This is a genomic window from Streptomyces sp. SAJ15 (assembly GCF_007595705.1).
Classification (GTDB): Bacteria; Actinomycetota; Actinomycetes; order Streptomycetales; family Streptomycetaceae; genus Streptomyces.
Genome location: NZ_NISY01000003.1, coordinates 254,279 through 278,355 on the forward strand (window position 1 = coordinate 254,279; position 24,077 = coordinate 278,355).

The following is a 24,077-nucleotide window of genomic DNA, read 5'->3' on the forward strand; positions in this document are numbered from 1 at the left end:
GGGAGCCCTCTGTGAAGACCCCGGTGCCGATGGTACCGGGGTGGTTGTCGTGCTCGCGCTCGATCAGCCCCTCCAGTTCGCAGACCAGGGAGTGAAGGGGGCCGGCTCGGATGTCCGGATGCACGGCGGTTGTGTTGGGGTGTCGTCACGCTGCTCGGCCACGACGATGCGCGAGCCGACGCGGAGCGACCGCGGCGGGCTCAGCCACCACGCGGCAGCAGCTGCGTGACGGCGGGGGTACGGCGGCCGGTCACGTGCCGGGGGTGCGGACAGCGGCCGGAGTTCAGCCGGGCCCCCTCCTCCGCTGCTGGCCGCTTGTGAGTCGCCCGGACGGGCCGCGGTCGCCGATGGTGCTGGCCACGGAGGCTTACGGTCGTAGGCGCCGCTCCGGCCAGCCGCTCGTCGTTCCCGCTGGTGGGCAGTGGAGCGGGGTCGCAAGCGCGTGGTCCTGGTGGTGGTCGCCGAAAGGGGCTCGTCGTCGGCGTCGGCCTGGTGGAGCGGTTGCCGGCTGCCGGGTGTCTCGCTGGCGCGGCCGGGGCGCTTGCTGGGGGTGCGCGCTGAGTGGGCCGGGGGCGGCGCGAGCGGGGCGGTAGACAGGAGCGGGCGGCGGCCACGGGCCGCCAGCGCGCGCGGCCCGCGCAAGCGGGCCGCCTTGATCCAGTAAAGAAACTCTGAACAGCTCCTGGCCGGTGGGTAGGCGGAGCTGTCCGCCCGAGGCCCTGCAAGTCCTGGCAGTTCTGGCATGTACGAGCACGGGGAGGATTCACTTTGAGCCCGGAGGGCCGCGCGCTGCTCGCGGAGATCGCAGAGATGGTCGACCGTCTGCGCAGGGAAGCCTCCGCGAGCGCGGGGCCGACGCCCGAACGATCATGGAAGTTCTCGGGCACAGCTCCATACGCGTGACGATGGACATCTACACCTTCGTCCGGCTGGACTCTCAGCGTGCCGCCTTCGACCGCGTCGGCGACGCCCTGCGTGACGGCAACGAGCCAGACGACGATGCCGGCGCGGGCGGTGTGCTGGCAGCGGTCTGATCCACCCTGCGGAGCGGTTGCCGTCAAAACTGCCGTCATCGCAAACGCCAGAGGCCCCTCCCGTTCCCGGAAGGGGCCTCTGGCCTGCTGCGCGCTCGGCAGGATTCGAACCTGCAACCTCTTGATCCGTAGTCAAGTGCTCTATCCGTTAAGCTACGAGCGCTTGGCTTCCCGGCGGTTTTTCTTGCCGGTCGGCGTTGCGGGAACAACATTACATGACCTGCGCCGTCACGCGAAATCCGTTTGCCACACCCCCTCTGACCTGCGAAAACGCCGACTACGCAAGATCGACCGGTGTGGGCCCACGCGGAGCGCGGACCGCTTCGGAGGGCCGAATGTGAGCGCTTGCACATCCCTGAGGGCCGTCGGGGATGTCCGAGGGGCGCGGCAGTGACGTTCGAGGGGCGTTCGAGGGGGCGCCGATGGGCGGACGGCGGGTCGAGGTTGTCCAAGGGGTGGACGGGGAGCGCGCCGGAAGGTGTCCGGAGACCACCAGAGGGCCATGCGAGTCCGCCGGAAGAGGAGAAGGGCGCGACGCGGTCGAAAGCGGGAAGAGCCTGTCGGCCGGAAGGGAGCGCCGCGCGGCCGGAAGAGCGAAGAGCCCTCCGGCCGGAAGGACCGGTAAGAGGGGCAAGAACCCGTCGGGTCGGAAGCGGGAAGAGCCCTCTGGCCGGGAACGGCGAAGGGCCCCGGTCGGTAGCGACCGGGGCCCTTCTCGTAAGCGGAGGCGGAGGGATTTGAACCCTCGATGGGGGGTAAGCCCCAAACCGCATTAGCAGTGCGGCGCCATAGACCGGACTAGGCGACGCCTCCATTGCCACTCCACACCGCGCAAGCGCGAGGTGGCGTGTGCAGATGATGACACAGCCGTGCGGCAGGTCACCAATCGCGTTCTACGGTACTAGGCCGCCCGGCACCGGAGCAAAGCGCTCGCCGGGGCCGCAACGTGCGAGGCGTGTGCGCGTTAGAGGAAAGGGGGCAGTGTGTGCCCCCGGCCCTCCGAGCCCAGGAGTACGACCATGAGCACGTCCACGCCGCTGCCGCTGCTGCTGCGGCGGGCCGCCGTCGCCACCGCCGCGGCCGCCGCGGCCCTGACCAGCGTCCCGGCGACGGCCCTCGCGGCACCGCTGCCGCTGCCGCTCCCCGAGCGGGAGCACCGCGCCGCGCCCGAGGGCTCGGCGCCGGGCGGGCCGGTGCACGACCCCGTCGGCCGGCCGGGCGACGGGGCGGGGGCCGGCGAGGCCGAGGAGCCGCGCGATCCGGAGCAGCACCTCACCGTCGCCGTCCACGGCGCGGGGCTCGGCACGGACGGGACGTACGAGTTGACCTGCCACCCCACCGGCGGCGACCACCCCAAGGCGAAGGAGGCGTGCACGACGCTGGACGGCCAGACCCGCTGGGGTCGCGACCTGTTCGCCCCCGTTTCGCCCGGCTCGAACTGCACCCTGCAGTACGGCGGACCGGCCACCGCACACGTCACCGGAGTCTGGGCCGGCCGCCCCGTAGACGCGCACTTCAACCGCGAGGACGGCTGCGAGATTGCCCGCTGGAACAAGTTCGTGCCCCTGTTGCCGAAGATCGGCTCGTGACGGACGCCACATGTCCGGCGTGCGGCGAGTCGCACAAAGGCGTGGCAGAACCTCCCTCTCATCCGCCGCCGCTCCCGTATCCCCTGCCCTTAGACTCCCTTCTAGTGACACTCCAAGGGCCGGGCGGCAGACTGGCCGCGAGTGTCGGCAAGGTGCGGTAACCAGGGAGGAAGCGTCGTCGTGAGCAGCAGGCCATCCCGAGGCGCTGCTCGCCTCGCAGCCATACTCGACGCCCTTCCCGACGCGCTGCTGCTGGTCAACTGCAACGGCACGGTGGTCAACGCCAACCACATCGCACTGGAGAGCTTCGAGACGCCCGGCACCGCGCTGGTCGGCCGTGGGCTCCTCGATCTGCTGCCGGACTTCGACTCCAAGCGCATCCCGGGATCGATGCGCCGCCCCATCGACGACCGCGAGGGCGGCCGCACCCGACCCACCCGGATGATGGCGCGGCGCACCGACGGGTTCCAGTTCCCGGTCGAGGTGACCAGTGCCAATCTGGAGGACGGCCGCACCCCGTACGCCGACAACCACAGCTACACCGGCGACGAGCTGCTCATGCTCGTCGTGCGCGACCTGACCGGCACGGTGGACACCGAGGCCGAACTCGCGCGCCAGCAGCGGCAGACCGAGATGATCCTGCGCGCCGCCGCCGAGGGCGTGGTCGGCGTGGACACCGACGGCAAGGTCGTCCTGGTCAACCCGTCCGCCGCGCAGATCCTGGGCTACCGCGCCAGCGACCTGGGCGGCCAGGAGCTGCACCCGCTGGTGCACCACTCGCGCGCGGACGGCTCCCCGCTGCCGTACGAGGAGTCCCCGCTCGCCGACACGCTGCGCTCGGGGCGCAAGCACCGGGTGCGCAACCAGACGCTGTGGGCGAAGGACGGCACCAAGGTGCCCGTCGACCTGACCACCGCCCCGGTCCGCGACGGGGACCAGCTGGTCGGCGCGGTGATGACCTTCACCGACCGGCGGCAGTACGAGGCGACGGTCGCCCGGCACACCGAGCGCTATGACGCGATGGTGGCCGAGCAGACCCAGCGCTACGACGCCATGGTCGCGGAGAAGACCGAGGCGTACGACGCCATGGTCGCCGAGAAGACCGAGGCGTACGACGCCATGCTCGCCGAGCAGACCGCGCGCTACGACGCGATGGTGGCCGAACAGACCGAACGCTACGACGCCATGGTCGCCGAGAAGACCGCGGCCTACGACGCCATGCTCGCGGAGAAGACCGAGGCGTACGACGCCATGCTCGCCGAGCAGACCGCGCGCCACGACGCGCTGGCCGCCCGGCACTCGCAACTCCTCGCCGTGCTGGACGAGTCGCTGCGCGGGCCGCTCTTGCAGCTCCGCGCCGAGCTGGGCACGCTCGCCGCCGACCCGGCCGGCCAGCTGTGGCCCGAGGCCAACCAGATCCTGCACTACCTGGCCGCCGGCTACACCCGGATGACCACTCTCGTCGACAACGTCCTCAGCTTCCAGCGCCTGGACACCGGCGCCGAGCGGCTGGAGCGGCGGCGCGTCTCCCTGGACGCCGTGGTGGCCGCGGGTGTCGAGGGCGCGGTCGAGCTGATCGGCCCCGGCCGGGCGCAGTTCGCGGTGCACGCGCCGCCCATCGAGGCCGAGGTGGACCCGGTGCGGCTGGCCCAGGCGCTCGCCCACCTGATCGCGGACGTCGCCGGGGTCGACTCCACCGGGAACGCGGCCGGCGGTGGAATCCCCGCCGGAGACTCCACGATCGTCGTCGCGGCCGCCCAGCGCGGCCAGGCCGTGCGGATCGAGGTCCGCGGGCCCTTCCCGGGCGGCGACCCGGTGCACGGTCCCCTCGTCCGCGGCATCGTGCGGTTGCACGGCGGGGTGCTGCAGACGCACGAGGTGCCCGGAATGGGCGGCGGCAGCGCGTATGTCCTGGACGTGCCGGCCTCGGCGGCGGCCGCCGGCCCCGCGGCCGCCGCAGCCACCGCTCTCCCTGGAGCCGCCGCCTCGGGCGAACGCACGAACGGCGCGAACGGCACCGCCGGCACGCACGCCACGCACGGCGCGGACGCCACGCATGGCACGCACGGCGCAGACGCCACGCACGGTGCGGACGCCACGGGCCGCGCGGACGCGACCGACGGCGCGGGCCATACCGACGGGAGCGGCCGCACGGACGGCGCCGTCGCCGCCACCGGTTCGACCCCGGTGCCGGTCGAGGACGGCGAGCCGGACCAGGACGCCAAGCCGCATGCCGGCGCGGAGCCCACGGCCGCCGACGCCCCGAAGGGTCGCCGTGCCCGCCGCGCCGCGCCCGGCGACGGCACCGCGGCCCGAGCCCAGGGCCAGGACCAGGACCAGGACCAGGGCCGAGGCCAGGATCAGTTCCCGCCCGCGACCGACGGTGGCGCGCTCCCCATGGCGGCTCCGGGGGCCGGCGCGGGCGCGCCGAACGGCCTGGTGGCGGTCGCGGACGCGGCTGCCGTCGCGCCGGAGGAGTTGCCCCGGCCGACCGGGCGGCGTCGGGCGCGCCGCGCCCCGGAGCAGGCTCCCGGCGCCGAACCGCTGCCCGCGACGGCCCAGGGGCAGGCGCGCGGCGACGCTCCCGGCGTCCTCGCGGCCGGTGCCGCCACTCCTGACGGATCCGCCGCGCCCGCCGGGCGCTCCAGCGCGCCCGGCGACGGCCACACTCCCGAGCAGGGAATCCCGGCCCTCGACGGCCCCGCCGGGCTGAGCCCGGTCGGCCCCGCGGGGGTCGGGCCGGCCGGCCAGCGGCTGGTGCCCTCGCAGGGTCCGGCGGGCGAGGCCGTCCCTTCCGCACCCGCGCCGACCGGCCGCCGAGCCCGACGCGGCGCCCCCGCCCAGGAGTCGGAGGCCCCGGCGGGTGCCCGTGCGGCCTTCGCGCTCCCCCCGGCCGCCGCCGACGCCGCCGCCACCCCGCCCCAGGGGCCCACGGGCGCCTACGGCCCGGTCCCCGCACTGCCCGCCGTGTCTGTTCCCGGCGAGGCCCAGCCGGCGCCTCCGGGCACCGGTCGCCGCCGCGCCCGGCGCGCCCTTTCGGAGAGCGCGGACCAGGCCGGACCCGGCGCGCCCCACGCTCCCGAGGCCACCGGCCCGCAGCCCCAGGGCGCCCCGGCCGACGGCGGCGCGCCGCCGGCTGCCCGCGCTCCCTTCGCCCTCCCCCCGGCCGCCGCCGACCGCGCGCCCGCGTCCCCGCTGCCGGGCGACCTGGGTCCGGCAGACCGGGGTCCGGCGGGCCTGACTCCGGCTGACCCGGGTCCGGCGGGCCTGGTGCCCGCCCAGGGTGTGCCCGGCGACGCGCCGGGCGGAAACGGCCCCGCCGGGCTGCCGGCTGTGCCCGGTCCCCAGCTCGCCCCGGACGAACGCGGTCTGCCGGGCGGCGCCGCCCCCCTGCCCGTTCCCGGCGCCCCGGCGGCCGCCGACGCGCGGGCCGTTCCCGGCGCACAGGGTGTGGACGGGTCCGACGCCGACGGGGTGAACGGCGTGCCCGCCACCCAGCGGGTCCCGCACGGCCTGCCCGGCTCGCAGGACCTCGCCGCCGCCCGAGGCATGGCGCTGGCGGGGCCCGGCGCCGCCACGCGCGGACGGCTCGACGACGGCACGGCTCCGGGCGGCGCACCCCATCCGCGCAGCCCTGGAGTCCGCACGGCGCGCGGCGCCGCCCCGCACGACGCCGCGGGCATGCCCGTACCGCAACAGGCCGGTGCGCGCGGCGCCCTGCCGGCGCGGGACGACGACCGCCGGCCAACCGAGGCCGATGCCGGGGCAGCCGGGGCCGGTTGGCCCGACGGCCCGCACGGCGCCGCGTCGCGGACGGAGGAGTGGGGCCACGCTCCGGGCGACGCGTTCGCCCCGGCCCAGCACGGTGCGCCACAGGCCGTCGCCGGTGCGAGTGCGCCCGCCGCGGGCCGACGCGCCCACCGCGGCGGTCCCGCGACCGCGCTGCCGGGCGCCCCGGGCGTTCCCGGTGCTCCTGGTGCTCCTGGTGCCGGCGATGCCTCGGCCGACTGGGCGGAGGGCCCGGGCCATCCGCAGGGGCCGGACGCCCTCGGTCCCCCCGAGGACAGCCAGGACGACGCCCCCGGCGCGGCCGCCGTGCCCGGCGCGCGCCGCGCCCGCGGGGCCCAACCCCCGTACGGTCCGGGCGGTATGCCCGTCACCGATGACGACGCGGCCCTGGACGACGGTTGGGCCGACGGCCCGCAGGCCCCGGGGGCTCCCGCCTCGACCGGCGCCCGCGGCGCCCAACCCCCGTACGGCGACGGCGCCATGGCGGCGCGGGACGGCTGGGCCGACGGCCGGCGGGCGGCGGGACCGTACGGCCCCGACGTGGACGCGCCGGCCTTCGACGAGGACCCCGGGACGCAGGGCGGCTGGGCCGGCGACGCCCCGGCCCCCGGCCAGCGGACGGGGGCGGACGAGGGACCGCACGGGCCCGGGGCCGCCGGTCTGCCCGCCGCGCGACGGCCGGACGGCGGCCGGGGCACCGGTTACCCGGCGGACGGCCCGACGGCGGCCGGCCCCGGCGAGGGTCTCGACGCCGACGGAGCCGCGCTCGGGCACGCGTTGCCGGCCGCGCGCGAAGCGAGCGACGGGGCACCGTACGACCCCGCGCGGCCCATCGCGCCTGGACAGCCGCAAACGCCGGGGCAGGAGCCGACCGGCCGACGGCGGGCCCGACGCCCCCTGGCCGAGGAGCCCCGCCAGTCGGCGGAGCCCGGACCCGGTACGGGCCTGGCCATGGGACCTGGGCCGGGCGGCCTGGGCCAGGGCGTGCCCGGCGGGGCCGTGCAGTCGGGTCAGGACACCTCCCACGGGCGGCCGATCAGCGTGCGAACGCTGGGCCAGGGCGTGCCGTTCGCGCCGCCCGGCACCGACCCGCAGCGGCAGGGGCCGCCGACCCCGGCCGGCGGCATGCCCGTCGCGGGTTCGGGCCGGCGCCGCAAGCTGGCCTCGCGACCGGAACTGGACGAGCAGGTCGGGCCGATGCCCGCCGGGCGCCCGGGCGCCACGCCGCCGCACACCCCACCGCACCCTCAGCCGCGTTCGCAGTCGCGTTCGCAGTCGCCCGGCGGACCGCAGCAGGGCGCGCAGCCGCAGGGCTCCGCGGGTCCCGCGCTGCCCGGGACACCGCCGCAGCCGCACCGGCCGGGGGCGCCCGCGGACGGCACCACCGGGCGCGGACGGACGTTCGCGATCGGCGCGCCGGACGAGGGCGAGGAGGGGCCGCAGCCGCTGGACGGGCCGAACGGCGCCATAGAGGTCGTCGACGACCGCACCCCGCAGCCGCCGCCGGACGACGAACTGCCGCCGGAGCCGCTGGACAACCCGCGCCGGCTGCTGGTCTGGCCGGCGCCCGACGTCTCCACCCAGCAGGCGCTGAGCGACCGCGGCTACCGCCCGGTGATCGTCAACTCCCGGGAGGAGGTGGACGCTCAGATCGCGGCGTATCCGGCCGCGCTGTTCGTCGACCCGCTGACCGGTCCGATCACCAGGACCGCGCTGCAGTCGCTGCGCACGGCCGCCGTCGCGGCCGAGGTCCCGGTGCTGGTGACGGCGGGGCTCGGTCAGGCGACGCGCGAGGCCGCCTACGGCGCCGACCCGGCCGTGCTGCTCAAGGCGCTCGCGCCGCGCGACAGCGAGCAGCACCCGCCGCGGGTGTTGCTGATCGAGGAGCACGAGCCGATCGCCGGCGCGCTGACGGCGACGCTGGAGCGGCGCGGGATGCAGGTCGCACGGGCGGTGACGGACGCGGACGCGGTGGCGCTGGCCGGGCAGATGCGGCCCAATCTGGTGGTCATGGACCTGATGCAGGTGCGGCGTCGCCGGGCCGGGATCGTGGACTGGCTGCGCGGCAACGGGCTGCTCAACCGCACCCCCCTGGTCGTCTACACCTCGGCGGACATCGACCCGGGCCAGCTGTCCCGGCTGAGTTCGGGCGAGACCGTGCTGTTCCTCGCGGAGCGCTCGACGAGCGCGGAGGTGCAGACGCGGATCGTGGACCTGCTGGCGAAGATCGGCACCAACTGACGGCGTCCGGCCGTCGACCGGCTGACGGCGTCCGGCGGACGCCGCCGGTGGACACGGCCGCGGACACCGACGCGGCCGCCGTCAGTGGACACGGCCGCGGACACCGACGCGGACGCCGCCAGCGGACACGGACGCGGACACCGACGCGGACGCCGCCAGCGGACACGGACGCGTGACGCGCGACGAGCGACCAGTCAGCCGGGCGCCGGACGCGGCCTGCCACCGGGCGACACGGGGCGGTCACGCCGAACGGCCGAGCCGAGCGCCGTACGGGCGGAGTCCCACCCCCGCACGGGCGCCGCACGAAAGCCGTACCGACGCCATACGGGCGGCGTACGGAGGGGCGGCGCCCAAGGGCGCCGCCGCTCTCCCGCCGTACCGGCCTCAGTCCAGCGTCGTCACATCCAGCTCGCCCTCCGCGTACTGACGCCGGATCACCTTCTTGTCGAACTTGCCCACGCTGGTCTTGGGCACGGCGGGGACCAGCGCCCACCGCTCCGGGAGCTGCCAGCGCGCGATCCGCTCGCTGAGGAAGGCGCGCAGCTCCCGGTAGTCGACGGTGCTCCCGTCCCGGAGCACGACCGTGGCCAGCGGGCGTTCGCCCCACTTGTCGTCGGGGACGGCGACGACCGCCGCCTCCGCGACCGCCGGGTGGGCCATGAGGTGGTTCTCCAGCTCGACGGAGGAGATCCACTCGCCGCCCGACTTGATGACGTCCTTGGCCCGGTCGGTCAGCGTCAGATAGCCGTCGGGGCTGATGGTGCCCACGTCGCCGGTACGCAGCCAGCCGTCCTCGCTGAACTTGTCGTCCGGGCGGAGCGGGGCGGCGCCCTCGCCCCCGTAGTAGGCGCCCGCGATCCACGGGCCGCGCACCTCCAGCTCGCCGGCCGAGGCGCCGTCCCAGGGCAGGACGCGCCCCTCGCCGTCGCGCAGCCGGGCCTCGACCGAGGCGGGGAAGCGGCCCTGGGTGACGCGGTAGCGCCACTCGTCCTCCCCGGTCAGACCGGCCGGCGGGTGGGCGACGGAGCCCAGCGGCGAGGTCTCGGTCATGCCCCAGGCGTGGATCACGCGCAGCCCGTGCCGCTCCTGGAACGCCCGCATGAGGGCGGGCGGGCAGGCCGCGCCGCCGATGATCACGCGCCCCAGGAAGCTCACGTCCCGCGGCCTGGCGTCCAGCTCGGTCAGCAGCCCGGACCAGATGGTCGGGACGGCGGCCGCGATCGTGGGCCGCTCCCGCTCGATCATCTCGGCGAGCGGTGCGGGCTGGAGGAAGCGATCGGGCATCAGCAGGGAGCTGCCCGCCATGAAGGCGGCGTGCGGTGTGCCCCAGGCGTTGACGTGGAACATCGGCACGACCGGCAGCAGCACGTCGTGCGCGGCGAGGGCGAACGACTCCGCGGCGTTGAGCTGCAACGAGTGCAGATAGATGGAGCGGTGGCTGTAGGCGACCCCCTTGGGGTCGCCGGTGGTCCCGGAGGTGTAGCAGAGCGCGGCGGCGTCGCGCTCGTCGACCTCCGGCCAGTCGAACTCCACCGGGCGGCCGGCGATGAGTTCCTCGTACTCGTGGACCCGGGCCCGCGCGCCCTCCAGTGGGCCGCGGTCGCCGGGGCCGGCGACGACGATGTGCTCGACGCAGGGCAGGTGCGGCAGCAGCGGGGCGAGCAGGGGCACCAGCGAGCCGTTGACGATGACGACCCGGTCGGCGGCGTGGTTGATGATCCAGGCGAGCTGTTCGGCCGGCAGCCGCAGGTTGAGGGTGTGCAGCACGGCGCCCATGGAGGGGACCGCCAGATACGCCTCAAGGTGTTCCGCGTTGTTCCACATCAGGGTGGCGACCCGCTGGTCGCCGGTGACGCCCAGCTCGTCCCGCAGCGCGTGGGCGAGCTGCGCGCAGCGCGCGCCGACCTCTCCGAACGTGCGCCTGGTCGGTGTGGAATCCCCGGTCCATGTGACGACGTACGAGCCGCTGTGCACGACCGCGCCATGCCGCAGTATGCGGCTCACGGTCAGCGGGACATCCTGCATCGTGCTGAGCACCGGGGCCTCCTGAAGGACCGGTTACGCGCCAGTAGGTGCCGCTGATTCTCCATTCGACCGGGCGGGATGTCACTACTTCGGCGTGACCGAGCCCTCTCGGCGCGTCGCGAGGGGGCCTGATGCGGGGCCGGCGCCATCAGCGCCCACCGGCGCCATCGGGCGCGTCGGACGCCGTCGGGCATGTCAGACGCCGTCGGACGTCATCGGACGCCGTCGGACGCCGTCGGACGCCGTCGGGGGCGGGGCTCAGGCGGCGCGCAGCCGCTCGGCGCCGCGGCCGAGCTGCGGCTCGGGGGTCGGCTCGGGGTTCAGCTCGGGGTCCTCGCGCAGCTTGCCGAGAGCGCGGGAGACGGCACTCTTGACGGTGCCGACGGACACCCCGAGCACCTCCGCCGTCTGAGCCTCGCTCAGATCCTCGTAGTACCTGAGGACGACCATGGCCCGCTGGCGGGCGGGCAGCCGCAGCACCGCTCGCCACATCGCGTCGCGCAGCACCTGCTGCTCGGCGGGGTCGGGGGCCGGGATCGGATCGGGCTCCGGCAGCTCGTCGCAGACGAACTCCTCGACCTTGCGCTTGCGCCACTGGGAGGTGCGGGTGTTCACCAGCGCGCGGCGGACGTAGCCGTCCAGCGCGTGGTGGTCCTCTATGCGCTCCCACGCCAGATAGGTCTTCGTCAGCGCGGTCTGCAGCAGGTCCTCGGCGTCGCAGGGGTTGGAGGTGAGGGAGCGGGCGGTACGCAGCAGAACCGGCCCCCGCGCCCGGACGTACGAGGAGAACGACGGGAACACGACGGTCGATGCGCTGGGGCACACTGGCGTGGTCATGGCTTACACGCTATGAGCGCCTAGCGCCTCACGGATCGGCCGCAGGTGCCGAAGCCGGATCCCCCTCAGGTTGTAGGGGTGGGGCTGGCACCACCTCCTGGGGGCGGACGGGAGGAGGAGGTCCTTCAGGGTCGACTCTGAGGGTCGCGGCCCCTGGACCCCGGTATCAGCGGTGGTCAGGCCGATGATCGCCGACCCGCGAGGCAGGGGCCGGCGGCCATCCGTGCTTATTCATCACTCAACTTCCGATGGTCAGCGGACGATCGCCACCGGGGCGTCCACCCTGTTGCGGTCGATGCTCAACCGCTTGCCGCCGTGCTTCTCGCTCACGTTGCCCGCGTACTGGTGGATGCGGCGGTGGGGCTGCCACGCGTTCGGGCGCAGTACCGGCTCCCCGAAGACCGTGGCCTTCACGCGCCAGCGCGCGAACCACATCGCCGACGGCAGATCACGCACCCCGGCCCGTCGGGCCTGCTCCAGGTGACGCACCCCGGACTCGGCGCTGCTGTAGAAGCCGGGGAAGTAGCCGGAGTCGCGCACCTCGCGGTTCCAGCCGCGGATGAAGGAGAGGGTGGCACGGGCGCAGGCGCGGCGGGTGTGGTCGTACGCCTCCATGTCGAGGTAGAGGGCGCTGCGCTGGCGCAGGCCGAACGCCTCCGCGCGCCGCACCGCGTCGCGGCCCTCGTTGCGGCCCTGCTCCCAGGGGTGGGCACCGATCCGGACGCCCATCTTCGCCGAGTTGCGCACACACGGGGACTGCGAGCCGACGTACACCGGCAGCAGCCGCCAGCCCAGATCCTCGGCGCCCAGCGCCCAGGAGCGGGTGAGCCGGGGTTGGCTCGGGCAGGCGCGCCCGCGGCCGCCGAAGTAGACGCCGATCACGCGGTACGGGGAGGAGCGCCACGCACGGAGGGTGGCGAGGGAGGGGGCGTGGCAGGTGTCGATGCCCCAGCCGCGGAAGATGCGGGCGCCGTGGACGCGGGGGTCGGGGAGAGCGGCGGGAATGGCGGGGCCGACGGCGCGGGGCCCGGTCATGGCGTCCCGTTCGCCCTTCACCCCCGCCGTTTCCCTCTCTTCCTTCTCTTCCTTCCCTGCCTTCGCGTTCCTGGGGTCCTCGGCGCCCTTCGCGTCCGTCGTGTCCTGGGCCTTCGTGCTCTTGCCGTCCGCGGTCGTCTTCGGTGCGCGGGCGCCCTTGGCCGCCTTGGCGGCGCTGGCGGCCTTCGCTGCTTGGGCCGCCGTCGCCGCCTGCGTGGCCATGGACTCGGCGGCCACCGCGGCGGCGGCCGCACTGGTCAGGGCGAGCCGGGCGACAGTGGACGGATCGGCGGAGGAAGCCGCGACCGCCGGAGTGGCGGCGGAGGCGTGGGTGGAGCCGGGTTGCGGGGCACCGGCGAACACGGTCTGCCCGGCCAGCCCGGCGCCCGCGGCGACCACCGCGAGCAGGCCGACCGTAAATCCGGTGATCTTTCTTCGTCTGATCGTCTTGAGTCGGTCCATACGGCGAGTCAAGGCGGCGACCGCCGGACCGGTCCCGTAGACACGCGCGCGGGGAGCCGCGATTCAGCCGTCTGCACCGATTCGACCGCCTGCGCCGATTCCGAGGCCGCGAGGGTGTCACGTCAGGGTCGGGTGACCGGCCGTCCCGTCGTCCGTGCCGAGGATCAGGGCGGACGTAGGCACCCCGGTTCCCGCCGTGACCAGGACGTGGTCGACCTCCGGCAGCTGGTTGACGGCGGTGCCGCGAAGCTGCCGCACCGCCTCGGCGATGCCGTTCATGCCGTGCAGATACGCCTCGCCGAGCTGGCCGCCGTGGGTGTTGAGCGGCAGCGCGTCCGCCGCGACGAAGTCCGCCGCCTCGCCCCGCCCGCAGAAGCCGAACTCCTCCAGCTGCATCAGCACGAAGGGGGTGAAGTGGTCGTACAGGATGCCCACGTCGATGTCCTCGGGGGTGAGCCGGCTGGTGCGCCACAGCTGCCGCGCGACCACGCCCATCTCCGGCAGCCCGGTGAGCCCGCCGTCGTAGCCGCGGTCGCGGTAGTAGCTGGTCATCTGCTCCTGCGCGCGGCCCGCCCCCTGCGCGGCGGCGCGGATGACGGCCGGCGGGTGGCGGAGCGTCCGGGCCCGTTCCACGCCGGTGACCACCAGGGCCTGCCCACCGTCGGTCTCCTGGCAGCAGTCCAGCAGCCGCAGCGGCTCGACGATCCAGCGCGAGGCGGCGTGGTCGGCGAGGGTGATCGGACGGCCGTAGAAGTACGCCGCCGGGTTGGTCGCGGCGTGCCGGCGATCGGTGACCGCGACATGGCCGAACGCCTCGGGGGTCAGCCCGTACGTGTGCAGGTAGCGCTGCGCGGCCATGGCGACCCAGGAGGCCGGGGTGAGCAGGCCGAAAGGCAGCGCCCAGCCGAGCGCCGTGCCTTCGGCGGAGGGCTCGCGGTGAGTGACGCCGGAGCCGAAGCGACGGCCGGAGCGCTCGTTGAACGCGCGGTAGCAGACGACGACGTCCGCGATCCCGGCGGCGACGGCCAGCGCGGCCTGTTGGACGGTGGCGCAGGCGGCGCCACCGCCGTAGTGCACCCGGGAGAAGAAGGACAGCTCGCCGATGCCGGCCGCCTGTGCCACGGTGATCTCCGGGCTGGTGTCCATGGTGAACGTGGTCAGCCCGTCCACGTCGGCGGGGGTCAGCCCGGCGTCGTCGAGCGCCGCCCGCACCGCCTCCACGGCCAGCCGCAGCTCGCTGCGGCCGGAGTCCTTGGAGAACTCGGTGGCGCCGATCCCCACGATGGCGGCCCGACCGCCGAGGCTGTCGGCACGGTGCAGACTCATGGCGTCCTCCGGCTCCGGGGGGCGGACCGGGGCGACTCGGAGGGCCCAGGTGGTGTGCGTCGTGCGGAGGAGCCCAGCTCGACGGTGGCCTCGCCGGTGACATGCCGTCCCAGGGAGTTGCGGCCGACGATCCGTACCCGCGCCGTGCTCCCCTCCACGGCGGCGACGGTCCCCGTCAACGTCAACTCGTCCCCCGGATAGTTGGGCGCTCCGAGCCGGATGGCGAGCCGACGCAGCACGGAGCCCGGGCCCGCCCAGTCGGTGACGTAGCGACCGACCAGGCCGTTGGTGGTCAGGATGTTCATGAAGATGTCCGGCGTCCCGCGCGCCCGTGCCGCCTCCGGGTCGTGGTGCACGTCCTGGAAGTCACGGGAGGCGAGGGCCCCGGCGACGATGAGGGTGCGGGTGACGGGGATGCGGAGCGGGGGCGGCGCCCCGGCGGCGCGGAAAACGGGCAGCGGCTCCCCCTCCGCGTCATGGAGGAACTCCAGCTCGACCTCCATGCCGATCCGCACCGCCTCCGGCGGCACCCCGACGATGTTGCTGATCATCCGGACGCCCTCGGCGAGCTCGACGAGCCCGACGACATACGGGGGGTCGAACGCGGGGAACCGCGGGTGGTGCATCACGACGCGGCTGAAGACGGTGCCGCGGCCGGAAGCCCGCACGGTGTCCCAGCCCTGCCCGCCGCAGCCGTTGCACCCCGGCAGCCAGGGGAAGCGCAGGGCACGACAGTCGACACAGCGCTGGATCAGCAGCCGACCGGCGGCGACGCCCTCCCAGAACCCGGCGTTGTCGCGGTTCACGACGGGCCGCGGACGCGCCGACCGATGACCGGTGCGGACGGGAGCGGGATCCGGGGGCGGGGCGGGATCCGGGGGCGGGGCGGGATTCGGGGACAGGGCGGGATCCGGGGACGGGGCCGGGTCGGGCCGCTCCAGCCGGGCGCGGGGCGGCGCGTACTTGAGGATGCGGAAGCGATGAGTCCCGGCGAGCTCGCCGTCGGCCCGTAGGTCCATGCGCGTGGTGACGAAGTGGCCGCGGCCCAGCCTGGTGGTCTTGAGCGGTGAGACGGACTCGATCACGGCGTCGAAGGTGACGCGGTCGCCGGGACGCAGCGGGCGCGGGTACTCCTGCTCGCAGTCGGTGGCGACGACGGAGGTGAAGCCGGCCCCGTCCAGCCGGGACAGCAGCTCGTCGTAGGCGCTCGAACGCCCGCCGCCGGCACCGTGGCCGGAGAGCCCGCCCATCGTCCACACCTGGAGCATGGCGGGCGGGGCGACGGCGGGGTAACCGGGGTGGGTGTCGCCGACGGCCTCGCACCAGTGCCGGATCATCGGCTCGTTGACGGGGTCCTTGCCGCGCCCGCCGGTGACGGCGGCGTGGCCCTCGTACGCCTTCAGCTGCTGGTAGAAGGAGTCGGCGCTCATGGTTTTCTGACTATCCGTCAGCTCTGCTGTCCCGTCAACACATCGCGTCGCGGAGCGGGCGGAGACGGCCGGGCCCGGGGATCCGTCAAGACGGAAGCGCGACGGCACCGAAGTGCCGCCGCGCGACCATCTGACCTCACCCAGTCCCTTTCAGTTCACCGCATCACCACCACGGAACGAAGACGACGGTGGCGTTGTGCTGGTCGATGAAGACGTCCTCGGCCCCGATGACACTGGCGGTGTTGTTCTGGTTCGACGCACCGGTGCCGGTGGCGATCTGCTGAGTGGTGGTGGAGTTGCCGTTGTTGTCGTCGCCGACGCCGCTGCCGACGATGGACCCCACGGACTTGTTCGGCCCGTCACCCGCGCCGTCGTCCCCGTCCGCGTGGGCAACGCCCCCGAAGAGCGCGACGGCGAGGGGGAGAGCGGCAACGGCGGCCAGGGTGCGGGCGGGACGGATACGCGCCATGTCCATTCCTCCAGGAAATCGAGAGCCGAGGTGTGGGGAGCCCGGGATGGCGGTCGGCCGGCCACCCCTCGGCGTCGCTCCGCCACGGTGGTGCTGAGGCGTGACGACGCCGCGGAAGCAGAGTTGCCCATGAACTCCCTGGCGAACCACCCGTGTTGTCCCAATTACCTCGCAGGTATGAGGAACCTTGCTTAAACACCGCTTGCGCCCCCAATGCACCCTCTGCCGCACCCCAGGCGGTCACGGGCCGCAAGGGAGAAGGGGAGAACCGTTCCCGCATGCCTTCGGCCGTGTACGGCCCCCGCCTCCCCGGACCCCGCCCTCCGAACCTCCCCCCTCTTCCCAGAATCGAACATCAGCGCGAAAATGGCCGTATGGCGGACAACCCCCTGGTCCACGCCCTGGCCGCCGCGGCGCACGGCTTCGCGGTGATCCCACTGACCCGCGCGAAACTGCCCGCCGTGCGCTCCCCGCACCACCGCGACCCGGCCTGCGCGCCACCACCGGCGGTCGCCCCGGACCCCACCGAGCCTCCGGAGCCGGAACGGGGACGGGCCCCGACCACCGGCGCGGGCGCGAGGGCGGCCAGGGCCGCGGATCCGTGGTCGTTCACGGACACGGACCCGTGGTCGGTCACGGGTACGGACCCCTGGTCGGTCACGGGTACGGACCCCTGGTCGGTCATGGGCATCGATCCGAGCCCGGACGCTGGCAGAGGCCCGAGCCTGGACGCTGGCGCAGGCCCGAGCCCGGACGTCGGCACGGGCCCGAGGTCGGGCCGCGGGCCAGGGGGTGCTCCGGCAACGCCCGGCCGGGGGCACGGACCGGTGACGCCCATCCCGGGACCCGGACCGGTGACGCCCATCCCGGGACCCGGACCGGCGACGCCCGGCCCCGCACGGGCGGCCCCCTGCCACGGTGAGTGCGGACGGCTCGGTCACGGCGTCTACGACGCCTCGACGGACCCCGACACCATCCGCGCCCTCTTCGCCGCCGCCCCCTGGGCCACGGGCTATGGCATCGCGTGCGGAGTCCCCCCGCACCACCTGGTCGGGGTGGACCTGGACCACAAGCCCGCGACGGCCACCGACGGCCTGGCGGCCTTCGCCCGGCTGGCGCGCGAGCACGCCTTCGCCGTCCCCCACACGGTGACCGTCCTCACCCCCAGCGGCGGTCGCCATCTGTGGCTCACCGCCCCGGGGAACGCCCCCGTCCACAACTCGGTGGGCCGGCTGGCACGCGGCGTCGACATCCGCGGCCTGGGCGGCTATCTGGTCGGGCCGGGTTCCCGCAGCTCGCGCGGCGACTACCGCCGGGCCCCCGGCTCCCCTCTCTGGACCCCGGCTCCCGCGCCGGAGGCGCTGCTGCGCCTGCTCGCCCCGCCCCGTCCCGTCTCCCACCCGCGGCCGACCCGACCCCTCACGCGCCATCGTGCCGCCGCCCTGGTCGCGTTCGTCCGCGCCTCCCGTCCGGGGGAGCGCAACTCCCGCCTCTACTGGGCGGCTTGCCGTGCCTGCGACGCGGGCGCCGACCCGGCCCTCACCCATGCCCTGCTGGACGCGGCCCTCAGCACCGGCCTCCCGCCGCACGAAGCCGCCGCCACACTCGCCTCGGCGGCGCGCCGGGACGGGCTCCGACGGTCTTCTACGACGTGGTCGGGCTGCCGCCGCTCCCCGGCGTCGCCCTCCGACCGCTGGCCGGGCTCACCCTGACCACCTCCCTGGCCGTGCTCCCGGGCCCGCCCCTCGCACCGGTCCGCCACCTCCTCCAGGCCGCAGCCGACGCCGAACTCCCGATCCGACCAGCCAAGTAACGACCAGTCAGCCGGCAGCCGCCCCCACTCCCACCCGGTCCGGAAAAAATCTTCACCGCTCCTGTCACACGCGCGCGGTGCGCCGTGTCAATCAGGTGACGGGCTCACCGCGCCCGGCCGGCGCGGCCCGCACCGGTACACCGCCTGATGAGGAGCACCCTCGGATGTCCACCACCTACGTCGTCGTCACCGTCCTGGCCGCCGTCATGTCGGGCTTCTCCGCGGGCTCGATCTTCTTCAACGCCCCCTGGGTCGTTCAGCCCATGATCGACTACAGGGTCCCGCGCGGCTGGTGGACCTGGCTGGGCATCGCCAAGGCCGCCGGCGCCATCGGCCTCCTCGTGGGCCTGGCCATACCGGTCATCGGCGCGCTGGCCGCCATCGGCCTGATCCTCTACTTCACCGGCGCCGTCATCACCGTCGCCCGCGCCCGCTGGTACGGCCACATCGCCTTCCCCCTCATCTACCTGGCCCCGGCGGCCGCCTCCCTGACCCTGGGCCTCACCTCCTGAGCCCACGTCCCGCAGCCGCGCGCCGGCGTGCGCCGGTGAGCCACTGACACGGACGCCGCGAACGCGTAGAGGCCGGGCCGTCTTGGTCCACGCCTGGCCCCCACGCGCCGGTCAACGGTGGGCCAGACGTTGGCCACAGGACAGAGCCCAACACAAAGGGGTGCCCCGTTCCTTGGGGCACCCCTTCTGACCAGCTACGTAGCCGACCTCGGCGGAGAGTGTGGGATTTGAACCCACGGTGACGTCGCCGCCACGACGGTTTTCAAGACCGTTCCCTTAGGCCGCTCGGGCAACTCTCCCCGCGTCACCCCGAAGGGGAGACGCGGGGATCAGCCTAGCGCGTCAGCTGTCGCCCTGGCGCTCGCCCAGGGTGAGCTGGGTCGTGGACTGCTTGCCGTCGCGTTCGTAGGTGATGGTGACCTTGTCACCCGGCTGGTGGGTCCAGATTTCGCTGATCAGGGTGGGGCCGCTGTCGATGACGGTGTCGTCGAGCTTGGTGATGACGTCACCGGGCTTGAGGCCGGCGCGGTCGGCGGGGCCGCCCGCGGCGACGGCGTCGCTGCCGCCGGCGCCGGTGGAGGCGATGGTGGCGCCGTTGCCGGTGTCCTTCATGTTGACGGTGGCCTCGATGACCGGGTAGACGGGCTGGCCGGTCTTGATGAGCTGGTCGGCGACGTTCTTGCCCTGGTTGATGGGGATGGCGAAGCCGAGGCCGATGGAACCGGACTGCTGGGACCCGCCGCCGAAGCCACCCCCGCCACCGGCGGACTGGATGGCGGAGTTGACGCCGATCACGGCGCCGTCGGCGTTGAGCAGCGGGCCGCCGGAGTTGCCCGGGTTGATGGAGGCGTCGGTCTGCAGCGCGCTCATGTACGAGGCGTTGGTGCCGCCGCCGTCGCTGGAGGCCACCGGACGGTTCTTGGCGCTGACGATGCCCGTGGTGACCGTGCCCGAGAGACCGAAGGGGGCGCCGATCGCCACCGTCGCGTCGCCCACGGCGACCTTGTCGGAGTCGCCGAGGGGGAGCGGGTTCAGACCGTCGGGGGCGTTCTTCAGTTTGATCACGGCGACGTCGTAGCCCTCGGCGCGACCGATCACCTCCGCGTCGTACCGCTTGCCGTCGGAGAAGGTCGCGGTGAGCCTGCCGCTGTCGGCGGCCGAGGCCACCACGTGGTTGTTGGTGAGGATGTGGCCCTGCTTGTCGTAGACGAAGCCGGTGCCGGTGCCGCCCTCGCCGTTGCTGCCCCGCGCCTCGATGGTCACCACGCTGGGCAGCGCCTTGCCGGCGATGTCCGCCACCGAGCCCGGCGCCCGGCTCTCCGCCTTGGGATCGCCGGAGGAGGAGACGGTGGTCGAGGTGGACGTCTCGTCGCGGTCCGCGGCCCAGTAGCCGACCCCGCCGCCGATCCCGCCGGCCACCAGCACCGCCGCAAGCACCGCGGCGACGATCCCGCCGGAGCGCCTGCGGCCGGGCGGCGGAGGCGGCATCGGCGGCGCGCCCCACGCGCCGCCACCCGGACCACCGGCGAAGCCGCCGCCCGCCGCGCCGTCGACCGGGCCGCCGGAACCGTATGGAGCACCCGCACCGGTCCCGTCCCACCAGGTCCCCGAACCGTCCTGGGCCGGGGGCGGCGGGGGCGGAGACGGCGGGGTGGCCGACCCCGCCGCCGCGGCGGTCGCCGGCATGGCCGCCGTGGCCGTCGTGGACGCGAACTCCGACGTGGGTGGAGTCTCCAACGCGGGCGCCGGTGCCAGGGGTTCCGCGGGCGCGGCCACAGCCGGGGGCGAAGCCGGAGCCGGGGGCGAAGCCGGAGCCGGCAGGTCGTAGTCGCCGTCCGCCCGCGCCTCGCGCGTCTCCCGCGCCTCCGGTGTCGGTCCTGTCGCCCGCTCCGTCGCCGGGCCGGACTCGGCACCGGCCACCGCGGGCTCGACGTCGGGCGCCGGAAGCGCCGCAGACGGAACGGCGGCGCCCTCGTTCTCGGTGCTCACAGCTCTCTCCTCAGGTGCACGACGGTTTTCACAGCACGGCCGGCCCACGACACGTGGTGACGAGCCTTCCACCAGCTTTTCCCACCGCACGTCAGGCCACCGTAAGGAGCGACAGGCGCGATAAGTCAGACATAGCGGACCGTAGGTAGACCATATCCACGGACTCCTGCCCAGCGGTGGCACGATAACGCGATGACCTATGCGCGCCCGGCCGAGGAGATCCAGCCCAGTCCGCACACCCTCGCCGTCGTCGCCCACCGCGGGGCCTCGGAGGTCGCGCCCGAACACACCCTGGCGGCGTACCGGCGCGCGATCGACGACGGCGCCGACGCCCTGGAGTGCGATGTCCGGATGACCGCGGACGGGCATCTGGTCTGCGTGCACGACCGCCGGGTCAACCGCACCTCCAACGGCCGCGGCGCGGTCTCCGCGCTCGAACTCTCCGACCTCGCCGCCCTCGACTTCGGCTCCTGGAAAGGGCGGGGCGGCGACCCCGAATCCCCGGACCGCGACAGCACCGCGGTGCTCACCCTGGAGCGGCTGCTGGAGTACGTCGCCGACGCCGGGCGCCGCGTCGAGCTCGCCATCGAGACCAAGCACCCCACCCGCTGGGCGGGCCAGGTCGAGGCGCGGTTGCTCGAGCTGCTGCGCCGCTTCGGCCTGGACGCGCCCCCGGCCGGCCAGCCCTCGTCGGTCCGCGTGATGAGCTTCTCCGCGCGCTCGCTGCACCGGGTGCGGGCCGCGGCCCCGGCCCTCCCGACCGTCTATCTGATGCAGTTCGTGCTGCCGCGCCACCGCGACGGCCAGCTGCCGCCCGGCGTAAACATCGCGGGCCCGAGCATCCGGATCGTCCGGAAGGACCCCGACTACGTCGCCCGGCTGCACCGCGCGGGGCACCGAGTGCACGTCTGGACCGTGGACGAGCCCGAGGACGTGGAGCTGTGTGTCGCGCTCGGAGTGGACGCGATCATCACCAACCGGCCCAAGGAGGTTCTCGCCCAGCTCGGCCGCGGCTGACGCCACCTGCGAGAACGGCCTTCGACCGGCCCACGCTCGGCCCGTGCTCGACCCGCACTCGGGCCACACTCGGGCCACACTCGGGCCACACTCGGGCGGCGGCCGGAATTGGACGCTCGGCCGCGCGACGGCGTGCCCGTAATCCTCCCCGTCCTCCCGCTCTGCGGCCATTACATGGAGTGCACCGGCGCGTTCGGAAGGTGTTCGATCGTGACGAGTGCGTCACTCGATGCCAGGTGGCCGGTTTCCGTTCCAGCTGCGCGGGGCATCCATCCCCTGGCGTGGGGCAAAGGAGGTCTCGGGGGTGGCGTTGGTGGTGGCACAGGAGGTGCCGACGTCGTCGAGCATGGCCGTACCCCATGGTCCGATGGGTGTCGGTCAGGCCAGGCGCCGGATGCGTGGGGATCTGCTCCGGAGCGGGGTGCCGGATTCGGTCATCGACGACGCGGTTCTCATCCTCTCCGAGCTCCTGAGCAACGCGTGTCGCTACGGCCGCCCGCTCCGCACCGACGCTCAGGGCCGGGGGGACATACGAGCCGCCTGGCGCGTCGACGACCGCGCGTGTCTGACCGTCGAGGTCACGGACGGCGGTGGACCCACAAGACCGCTTCCGGCCACACCTTCGGTGACCGCCCGCGGCGGCCGCGGGCTCAACATCATCACCGCCCTGTCCAAGGACTGGGGCGTACGGGACGCCACCGGCGAGGTCACCGTATGGGCCGTCCTGTCCACCCGCGACGCTTTTGCTACGCGCGTCATGCTCTCGCCCGACATCGACCACGGCGAGGAGGAGGCCACCGGTAGCGGCGTCCTGGGGAACGTCCCCGGCCACACCCCGAAAGCCAACCCCGGAGGCATCCCCGAGGGGATCCCCGGAGGCATCCTCCAAGGAATCACCGAGGGGATCCCCGAAGGAATTCCCGACAGCGTCCCCGAGATGGGCGCCCGCCGGATGAGTACAAGCCCCTCCGAGCCGGGCCCTTCCCGCAGCGTCCCCTCCCAGCCCGAGCGCTCCGAGCGCGGCCCCCGCGAGCTCGGCGTCTCCGAGCTCGGCCACTCGGTCCGGCACCCCTCCGGCCCGCACCGCTCCGAGCGGGAGCGCTCCGAGCGGGACCGCCCCGAGCCCGGTCTCCGCGAGGGAGGCGGCTCCGGTCCGCGGGCGCCCCGCCCCCGCGTTCCCGGGCGCTACGGACACGGCCGCGCCGCCCACGGCCGCCCGGCCTCCGGTCACGAGGCCCTCGACGGCCTGGACGGCCTCGACTTCGCCGACCTGGACGAGCCGGCGTAACCGACGAGCTTCGACCCAAGGACTAGGCTCGCGCCCGTAACCGCCGTACGGGCCGCATCGACCCGTGCGGTGCCCGCCTTGAGCCGTACCGACCGGGAGACAGCCACACCATGGCCAAGAAGCGCCGCCCCCAGACGAAGGCCGCAGGAGCACGGGTCAGCCCCGGATCCGCTGACGCCACCTACCCGGTGGTGGGCGCCCGCGAGCCCTGCCCGTGCGGTTCGGGTCGCCGCTACAAGGCGTGCCACGGGCGGGCCGCCGCGCACGCCGCGACCGAGTTGGTGCAGCGGCCGTTCGAGGGGCTGCCCGGAGAGTGCGACTGGGTGGCGCTGCGCGAGCTGGTGCCCGCCGCCACCGCCGAACTGCGCCTGAAGGACGGCCTGCCGGAGGGCGTTCCGTCGGTGACGCTGGCGACCGTGCTGCCCATGGCCTGGCCGGCCCTGCGCCGGGACACCGGCGCCGTCCTCCTCGGGCTGCAGAACGACACCGCCTCCGGCGACATCAGCCGCGACCTGGCGGACACCCTCCAGCGCGCGCTGACCGCCGAGCCGGGCACGCCGGTGGCCGCCGCGCGGGCCGGCGTCGAAGGGGTCCGGCTCCAGGACCTGCTGGACCCGGCGGCGCCGTTCACGCCCGTCGTGCACGAGGGCTTCGAGTTCTGGCTGGAGAACGCGGAGGGGGCCAGCGGCGAGGTCGCCGCCTCCCTGGAGCGGGCCAACGCCGCCGCGATCCCGACCGCCCGGCTCACCGGCGTCGAGGCCGCGTACTGGTGCCAGGCCACGGAGAAGAACCATCTGCGCTGGGTCATGGCCCACCCGGAGGAGGAGCTGCTGGACGCGCTCGCGCGGCTGCACGCCTCGGGTGCGTCCTCGCTCGGCGAGGGCACCCGGCTCATCGGCTCCTTCCGGGCGCACGGGTTGGTCGTGCCGGTGTGGGATCTGCCGCAGTCGGTCCGCGCGGACGACGTGGAGAAGCCGGCCGCTGCCTTCGCGGAGCGGCTCGGCGAGGCGCTGGCCTCCCAGGCCCCGCTGACCCCCGAAGAGCGGCGGGCGCGCGGCGGTCTCACCAACCGTCAGGTCACCCTGAGCTGACGCCCGACGGACGAGCCGACCGCGCGGGCGTCCCCGCACACGCCCCGCGGTCGGCCCGCCGAGGAACCGCCGCGCAACAGCCCAGCGGTCGGCCCGCCGAAGATCCGCCCCGCAACACACCCCGCGGTCG

At 74.5% G+C, this 24,077-nt stretch carries 14 protein-coding genes, 3 tRNA genes and 2 pseudogenes; 8 read left to right on the forward strand and 11 right to left on the reverse strand.

Features of this window, described 5'->3' with window-relative positions; all coding sequences use genetic code 11:
* Positions 1 to 905: 905 nt before the first annotated feature.
* Complete coding sequence (locus CD790_RS11300) at positions 906 to 1,034, forward strand: hypothetical protein (RefSeq protein WP_260867499.1); 129 nt, start codon at positions 906 to 908, stop codon at positions 1,032 to 1,034.
* A gap of 90 nt (positions 1,035 to 1,124) precedes the next feature.
* Here CD790_RS11300 and CD790_RS11305 read toward each other — a convergent pair.
* Together CD790_RS11305 and CD790_RS11310 are read right to left on the reverse strand one after the other, a co-directional pair.
* Positions 1,125 to 1,197 (reverse strand) — tRNA-Arg (locus tag CD790_RS11305).
* Positions 1,198 to 1,756: 559 nt separating this feature from the next.
* Positions 1,757 to 1,847, reverse strand: a tRNA-Ser gene (locus CD790_RS11310).
* 206 nt (positions 1,848 to 2,053) lie between these two features.
* Between CD790_RS11310 and CD790_RS11315 the strand changes: the two genes are divergently transcribed.
* Together CD790_RS11315 and CD790_RS11320 are read left to right on the forward strand one after the other, a co-directional pair.
* Complete coding sequence (locus tag CD790_RS11315; RefSeq protein ID WP_144383050.1) at positions 2,054 to 2,623, forward strand: SSI family serine proteinase inhibitor; 570 nt, start codon at positions 2,054 to 2,056, stop codon at positions 2,621 to 2,623.
* Between the two features lie 180 nt (positions 2,624 to 2,803).
* The gene (locus CD790_RS11320) at positions 2,804 to 8,653 is read left to right on the forward strand and encodes a PAS domain-containing protein (RefSeq protein WP_144383051.1); all 5,850 of its coding nucleotides are present in this window, start codon (positions 2,804 to 2,806) and stop codon (positions 8,651 to 8,653) included.
* 384 nt (positions 8,654 to 9,037) lie between these two features.
* Here CD790_RS11320 and CD790_RS11325 read toward each other — a convergent pair whose 3' ends face one another.
* From CD790_RS11325 to CD790_RS11350, 7 genes and pseudogenes are all read right to left on the reverse strand, one after another.
* A complete protein-coding gene (locus CD790_RS11325; protein ID WP_144383052.1) occupies positions 9,038 to 10,690 on the reverse strand; it encodes a long-chain fatty acid--CoA ligase in 1,653 nt (550 codons plus the stop codon).
* Positions 10,691 to 10,936: 246 nt separating this feature from the next.
* Complete coding sequence (locus tag CD790_RS11330) at positions 10,937 to 11,515, reverse strand: SigE family RNA polymerase sigma factor (protein ID WP_144383053.1); 579 nt, start codon at positions 11,513 to 11,515, stop codon at positions 10,937 to 10,939.
* A gap of 252 nt (positions 11,516 to 11,767) precedes the next feature.
* Complete coding sequence (locus CD790_RS36785; RefSeq protein WP_144383054.1) at positions 11,768 to 13,012, reverse strand: DUF1906 domain-containing protein; 1,245 nt, start codon at positions 13,010 to 13,012, stop codon at positions 11,768 to 11,770.
* Positions 13,013 to 13,129: 117 nt separating this feature from the next.
* Complete coding sequence (locus CD790_RS11340; RefSeq protein WP_144383055.1) at positions 13,130 to 14,338, reverse strand: lipid-transfer protein; 1,209 nt, start codon at positions 14,336 to 14,338, stop codon at positions 13,130 to 13,132.
* Positions 14,335 to 14,796, reverse strand: a complete 462-nt coding sequence (locus CD790_RS36790; protein WP_399217441.1) for a MaoC family dehydratase — start codon at positions 14,794 to 14,796, stop codon at positions 14,335 to 14,337. Before CD790_RS36790 ends, CD790_RS11340 begins: the two co-directional genes overlap by 4 nt.
* Positions 14,773 to 15,768, reverse strand: a pseudogene (locus CD790_RS11345) (bifunctional MaoC family dehydratase N-terminal/OB-fold nucleic acid binding domain-containing protein); the annotation flags it as partial. The gene CD790_RS36790 and the pseudogene CD790_RS11345, both read right to left, overlap by 24 nt.
* A gap of 163 nt (positions 15,769 to 15,931) precedes the next feature.
* Complete coding sequence (locus CD790_RS11350) at positions 15,932 to 16,237, reverse strand: hypothetical protein (protein ID WP_144383057.1); 306 nt, start codon at positions 16,235 to 16,237, stop codon at positions 15,932 to 15,934.
* Positions 16,238 to 16,920: 683 nt separating this feature from the next.
* On the opposite strand from CD790_RS11350, the gene CD790_RS11360 reads away from it, so the two are divergent.
* Together CD790_RS11360 and CD790_RS11365 are read left to right on the forward strand one after the other, a co-directional pair.
* Complete coding sequence (locus CD790_RS11360) at positions 16,921 to 17,949, forward strand: bifunctional DNA primase/polymerase (RefSeq protein ID WP_144383361.1); 1,029 nt, start codon at positions 16,921 to 16,923, stop codon at positions 17,947 to 17,949.
* 265 nt (positions 17,950 to 18,214) lie between these two features.
* Positions 18,215 to 18,562 carry a DoxX family protein gene (locus tag CD790_RS11365; protein ID WP_144383058.1) on the forward strand — a complete coding sequence of 116 codons (348 nt, stop codon included), beginning with the start codon at positions 18,215 to 18,217 and terminating at the stop codon, positions 18,560 to 18,562.
* A 212-nt stretch (positions 18,563 to 18,774) separates the two neighbouring features.
* Here the strand turns inward: CD790_RS11365 and CD790_RS11370 are convergent.
* Positions 18,775 to 18,861: transfer RNA gene (locus tag CD790_RS11370), tRNA-Ser, on the reverse strand.
* A gap of 43 nt (positions 18,862 to 18,904) precedes the next feature.
* Entirely contained in the window at positions 18,905 to 20,551 is a 1,647-nt protein-coding gene (locus tag CD790_RS11375; protein WP_144383059.1) for a S1C family serine protease, read from the reverse strand.
* A 192-nt stretch (positions 20,552 to 20,743) separates the two neighbouring features.
* Between CD790_RS11375 and CD790_RS11380 the strand changes: the two genes are divergently transcribed.
* The 3 genes and pseudogenes from CD790_RS11380 to CD790_RS11390 all read left to right on the forward strand — a co-directional run bounded on the left by CD790_RS11380 (position 20,744) and on the right by CD790_RS11390 (position 23,947).
* Positions 20,744 to 21,568 (forward strand): glycerophosphodiester phosphodiesterase, encoded by an 825-nt coding sequence (locus CD790_RS11380; protein WP_144383060.1) that lies wholly within the window; start codon positions 20,744 to 20,746, stop codon positions 21,566 to 21,568.
* Positions 21,569 to 21,785: 217 nt separating this feature from the next.
* Positions 21,786 to 22,325, forward strand: a pseudogene (locus tag CD790_RS11385) (ATP-binding protein); the annotation flags it as partial.
* A gap of 641 nt (positions 22,326 to 22,966) precedes the next feature.
* Positions 22,967 to 23,947, forward strand: coding sequence for a DUF5926 family protein (locus CD790_RS11390; RefSeq protein WP_144383061.1), 981 nt, complete (start codon positions 22,967 to 22,969; stop codon positions 23,945 to 23,947).
* The last annotated feature ends 130 nt before the right edge of the window (positions 23,948 to 24,077 follow it).

Excerpts from the sequence above, each read along its gene's own strand:
- CD790_RS11300 (WP_260867499.1), top strand. The coding sequence starts at position 906 with ATGGACATCTACACCTTCGTCCGGCTGGACTCTCAGCGTGCCGCCTTC.
- CD790_RS11315 (WP_144383050.1), top strand. The coding sequence starts at position 2,054 with ATGAGCACGTCCACGCCGCTGCCGCTGCTGCTGCGGCGGGCCGCCGTC.
- CD790_RS11330 (WP_144383053.1), bottom strand. The coding sequence starts at position 11,515 with ATGACCACGCCAGTGTGCCCCAGCGCATCGACCGTCGTGTTCCCGTCG.
- CD790_RS36785 (WP_144383054.1), bottom strand. The coding sequence starts at position 13,012 with ATGGACCGACTCAAGACGATCAGACGAAGAAAGATCACCGGATTTACG.
- CD790_RS11340 (WP_144383055.1), bottom strand. The coding sequence starts at position 14,338 with ATGAGTCTGCACCGTGCCGACAGCCTCGGCGGTCGGGCCGCCATCGTG.
- CD790_RS11350 (WP_144383057.1), bottom strand. The coding sequence starts at position 16,237 with ATGGCGCGTATCCGTCCCGCCCGCACCCTGGCCGCCGTTGCCGCTCTC.
- CD790_RS11360 (WP_144383361.1), top strand. The coding sequence starts at position 16,921 with ATGGGCATCGATCCGAGCCCGGACGCTGGCAGAGGCCCGAGCCTGGAC.
- CD790_RS11365 (WP_144383058.1), top strand. The coding sequence starts at position 18,215 with ATGTCCACCACCTACGTCGTCGTCACCGTCCTGGCCGCCGTCATGTCG.
- CD790_RS11380 (WP_144383060.1), top strand. The coding sequence starts at position 20,744 with ATGACCTATGCGCGCCCGGCCGAGGAGATCCAGCCCAGTCCGCACACC.
- CD790_RS11390 (WP_144383061.1), top strand. The coding sequence starts at position 22,967 with ATGGCCAAGAAGCGCCGCCCCCAGACGAAGGCCGCAGGAGCACGGGTC.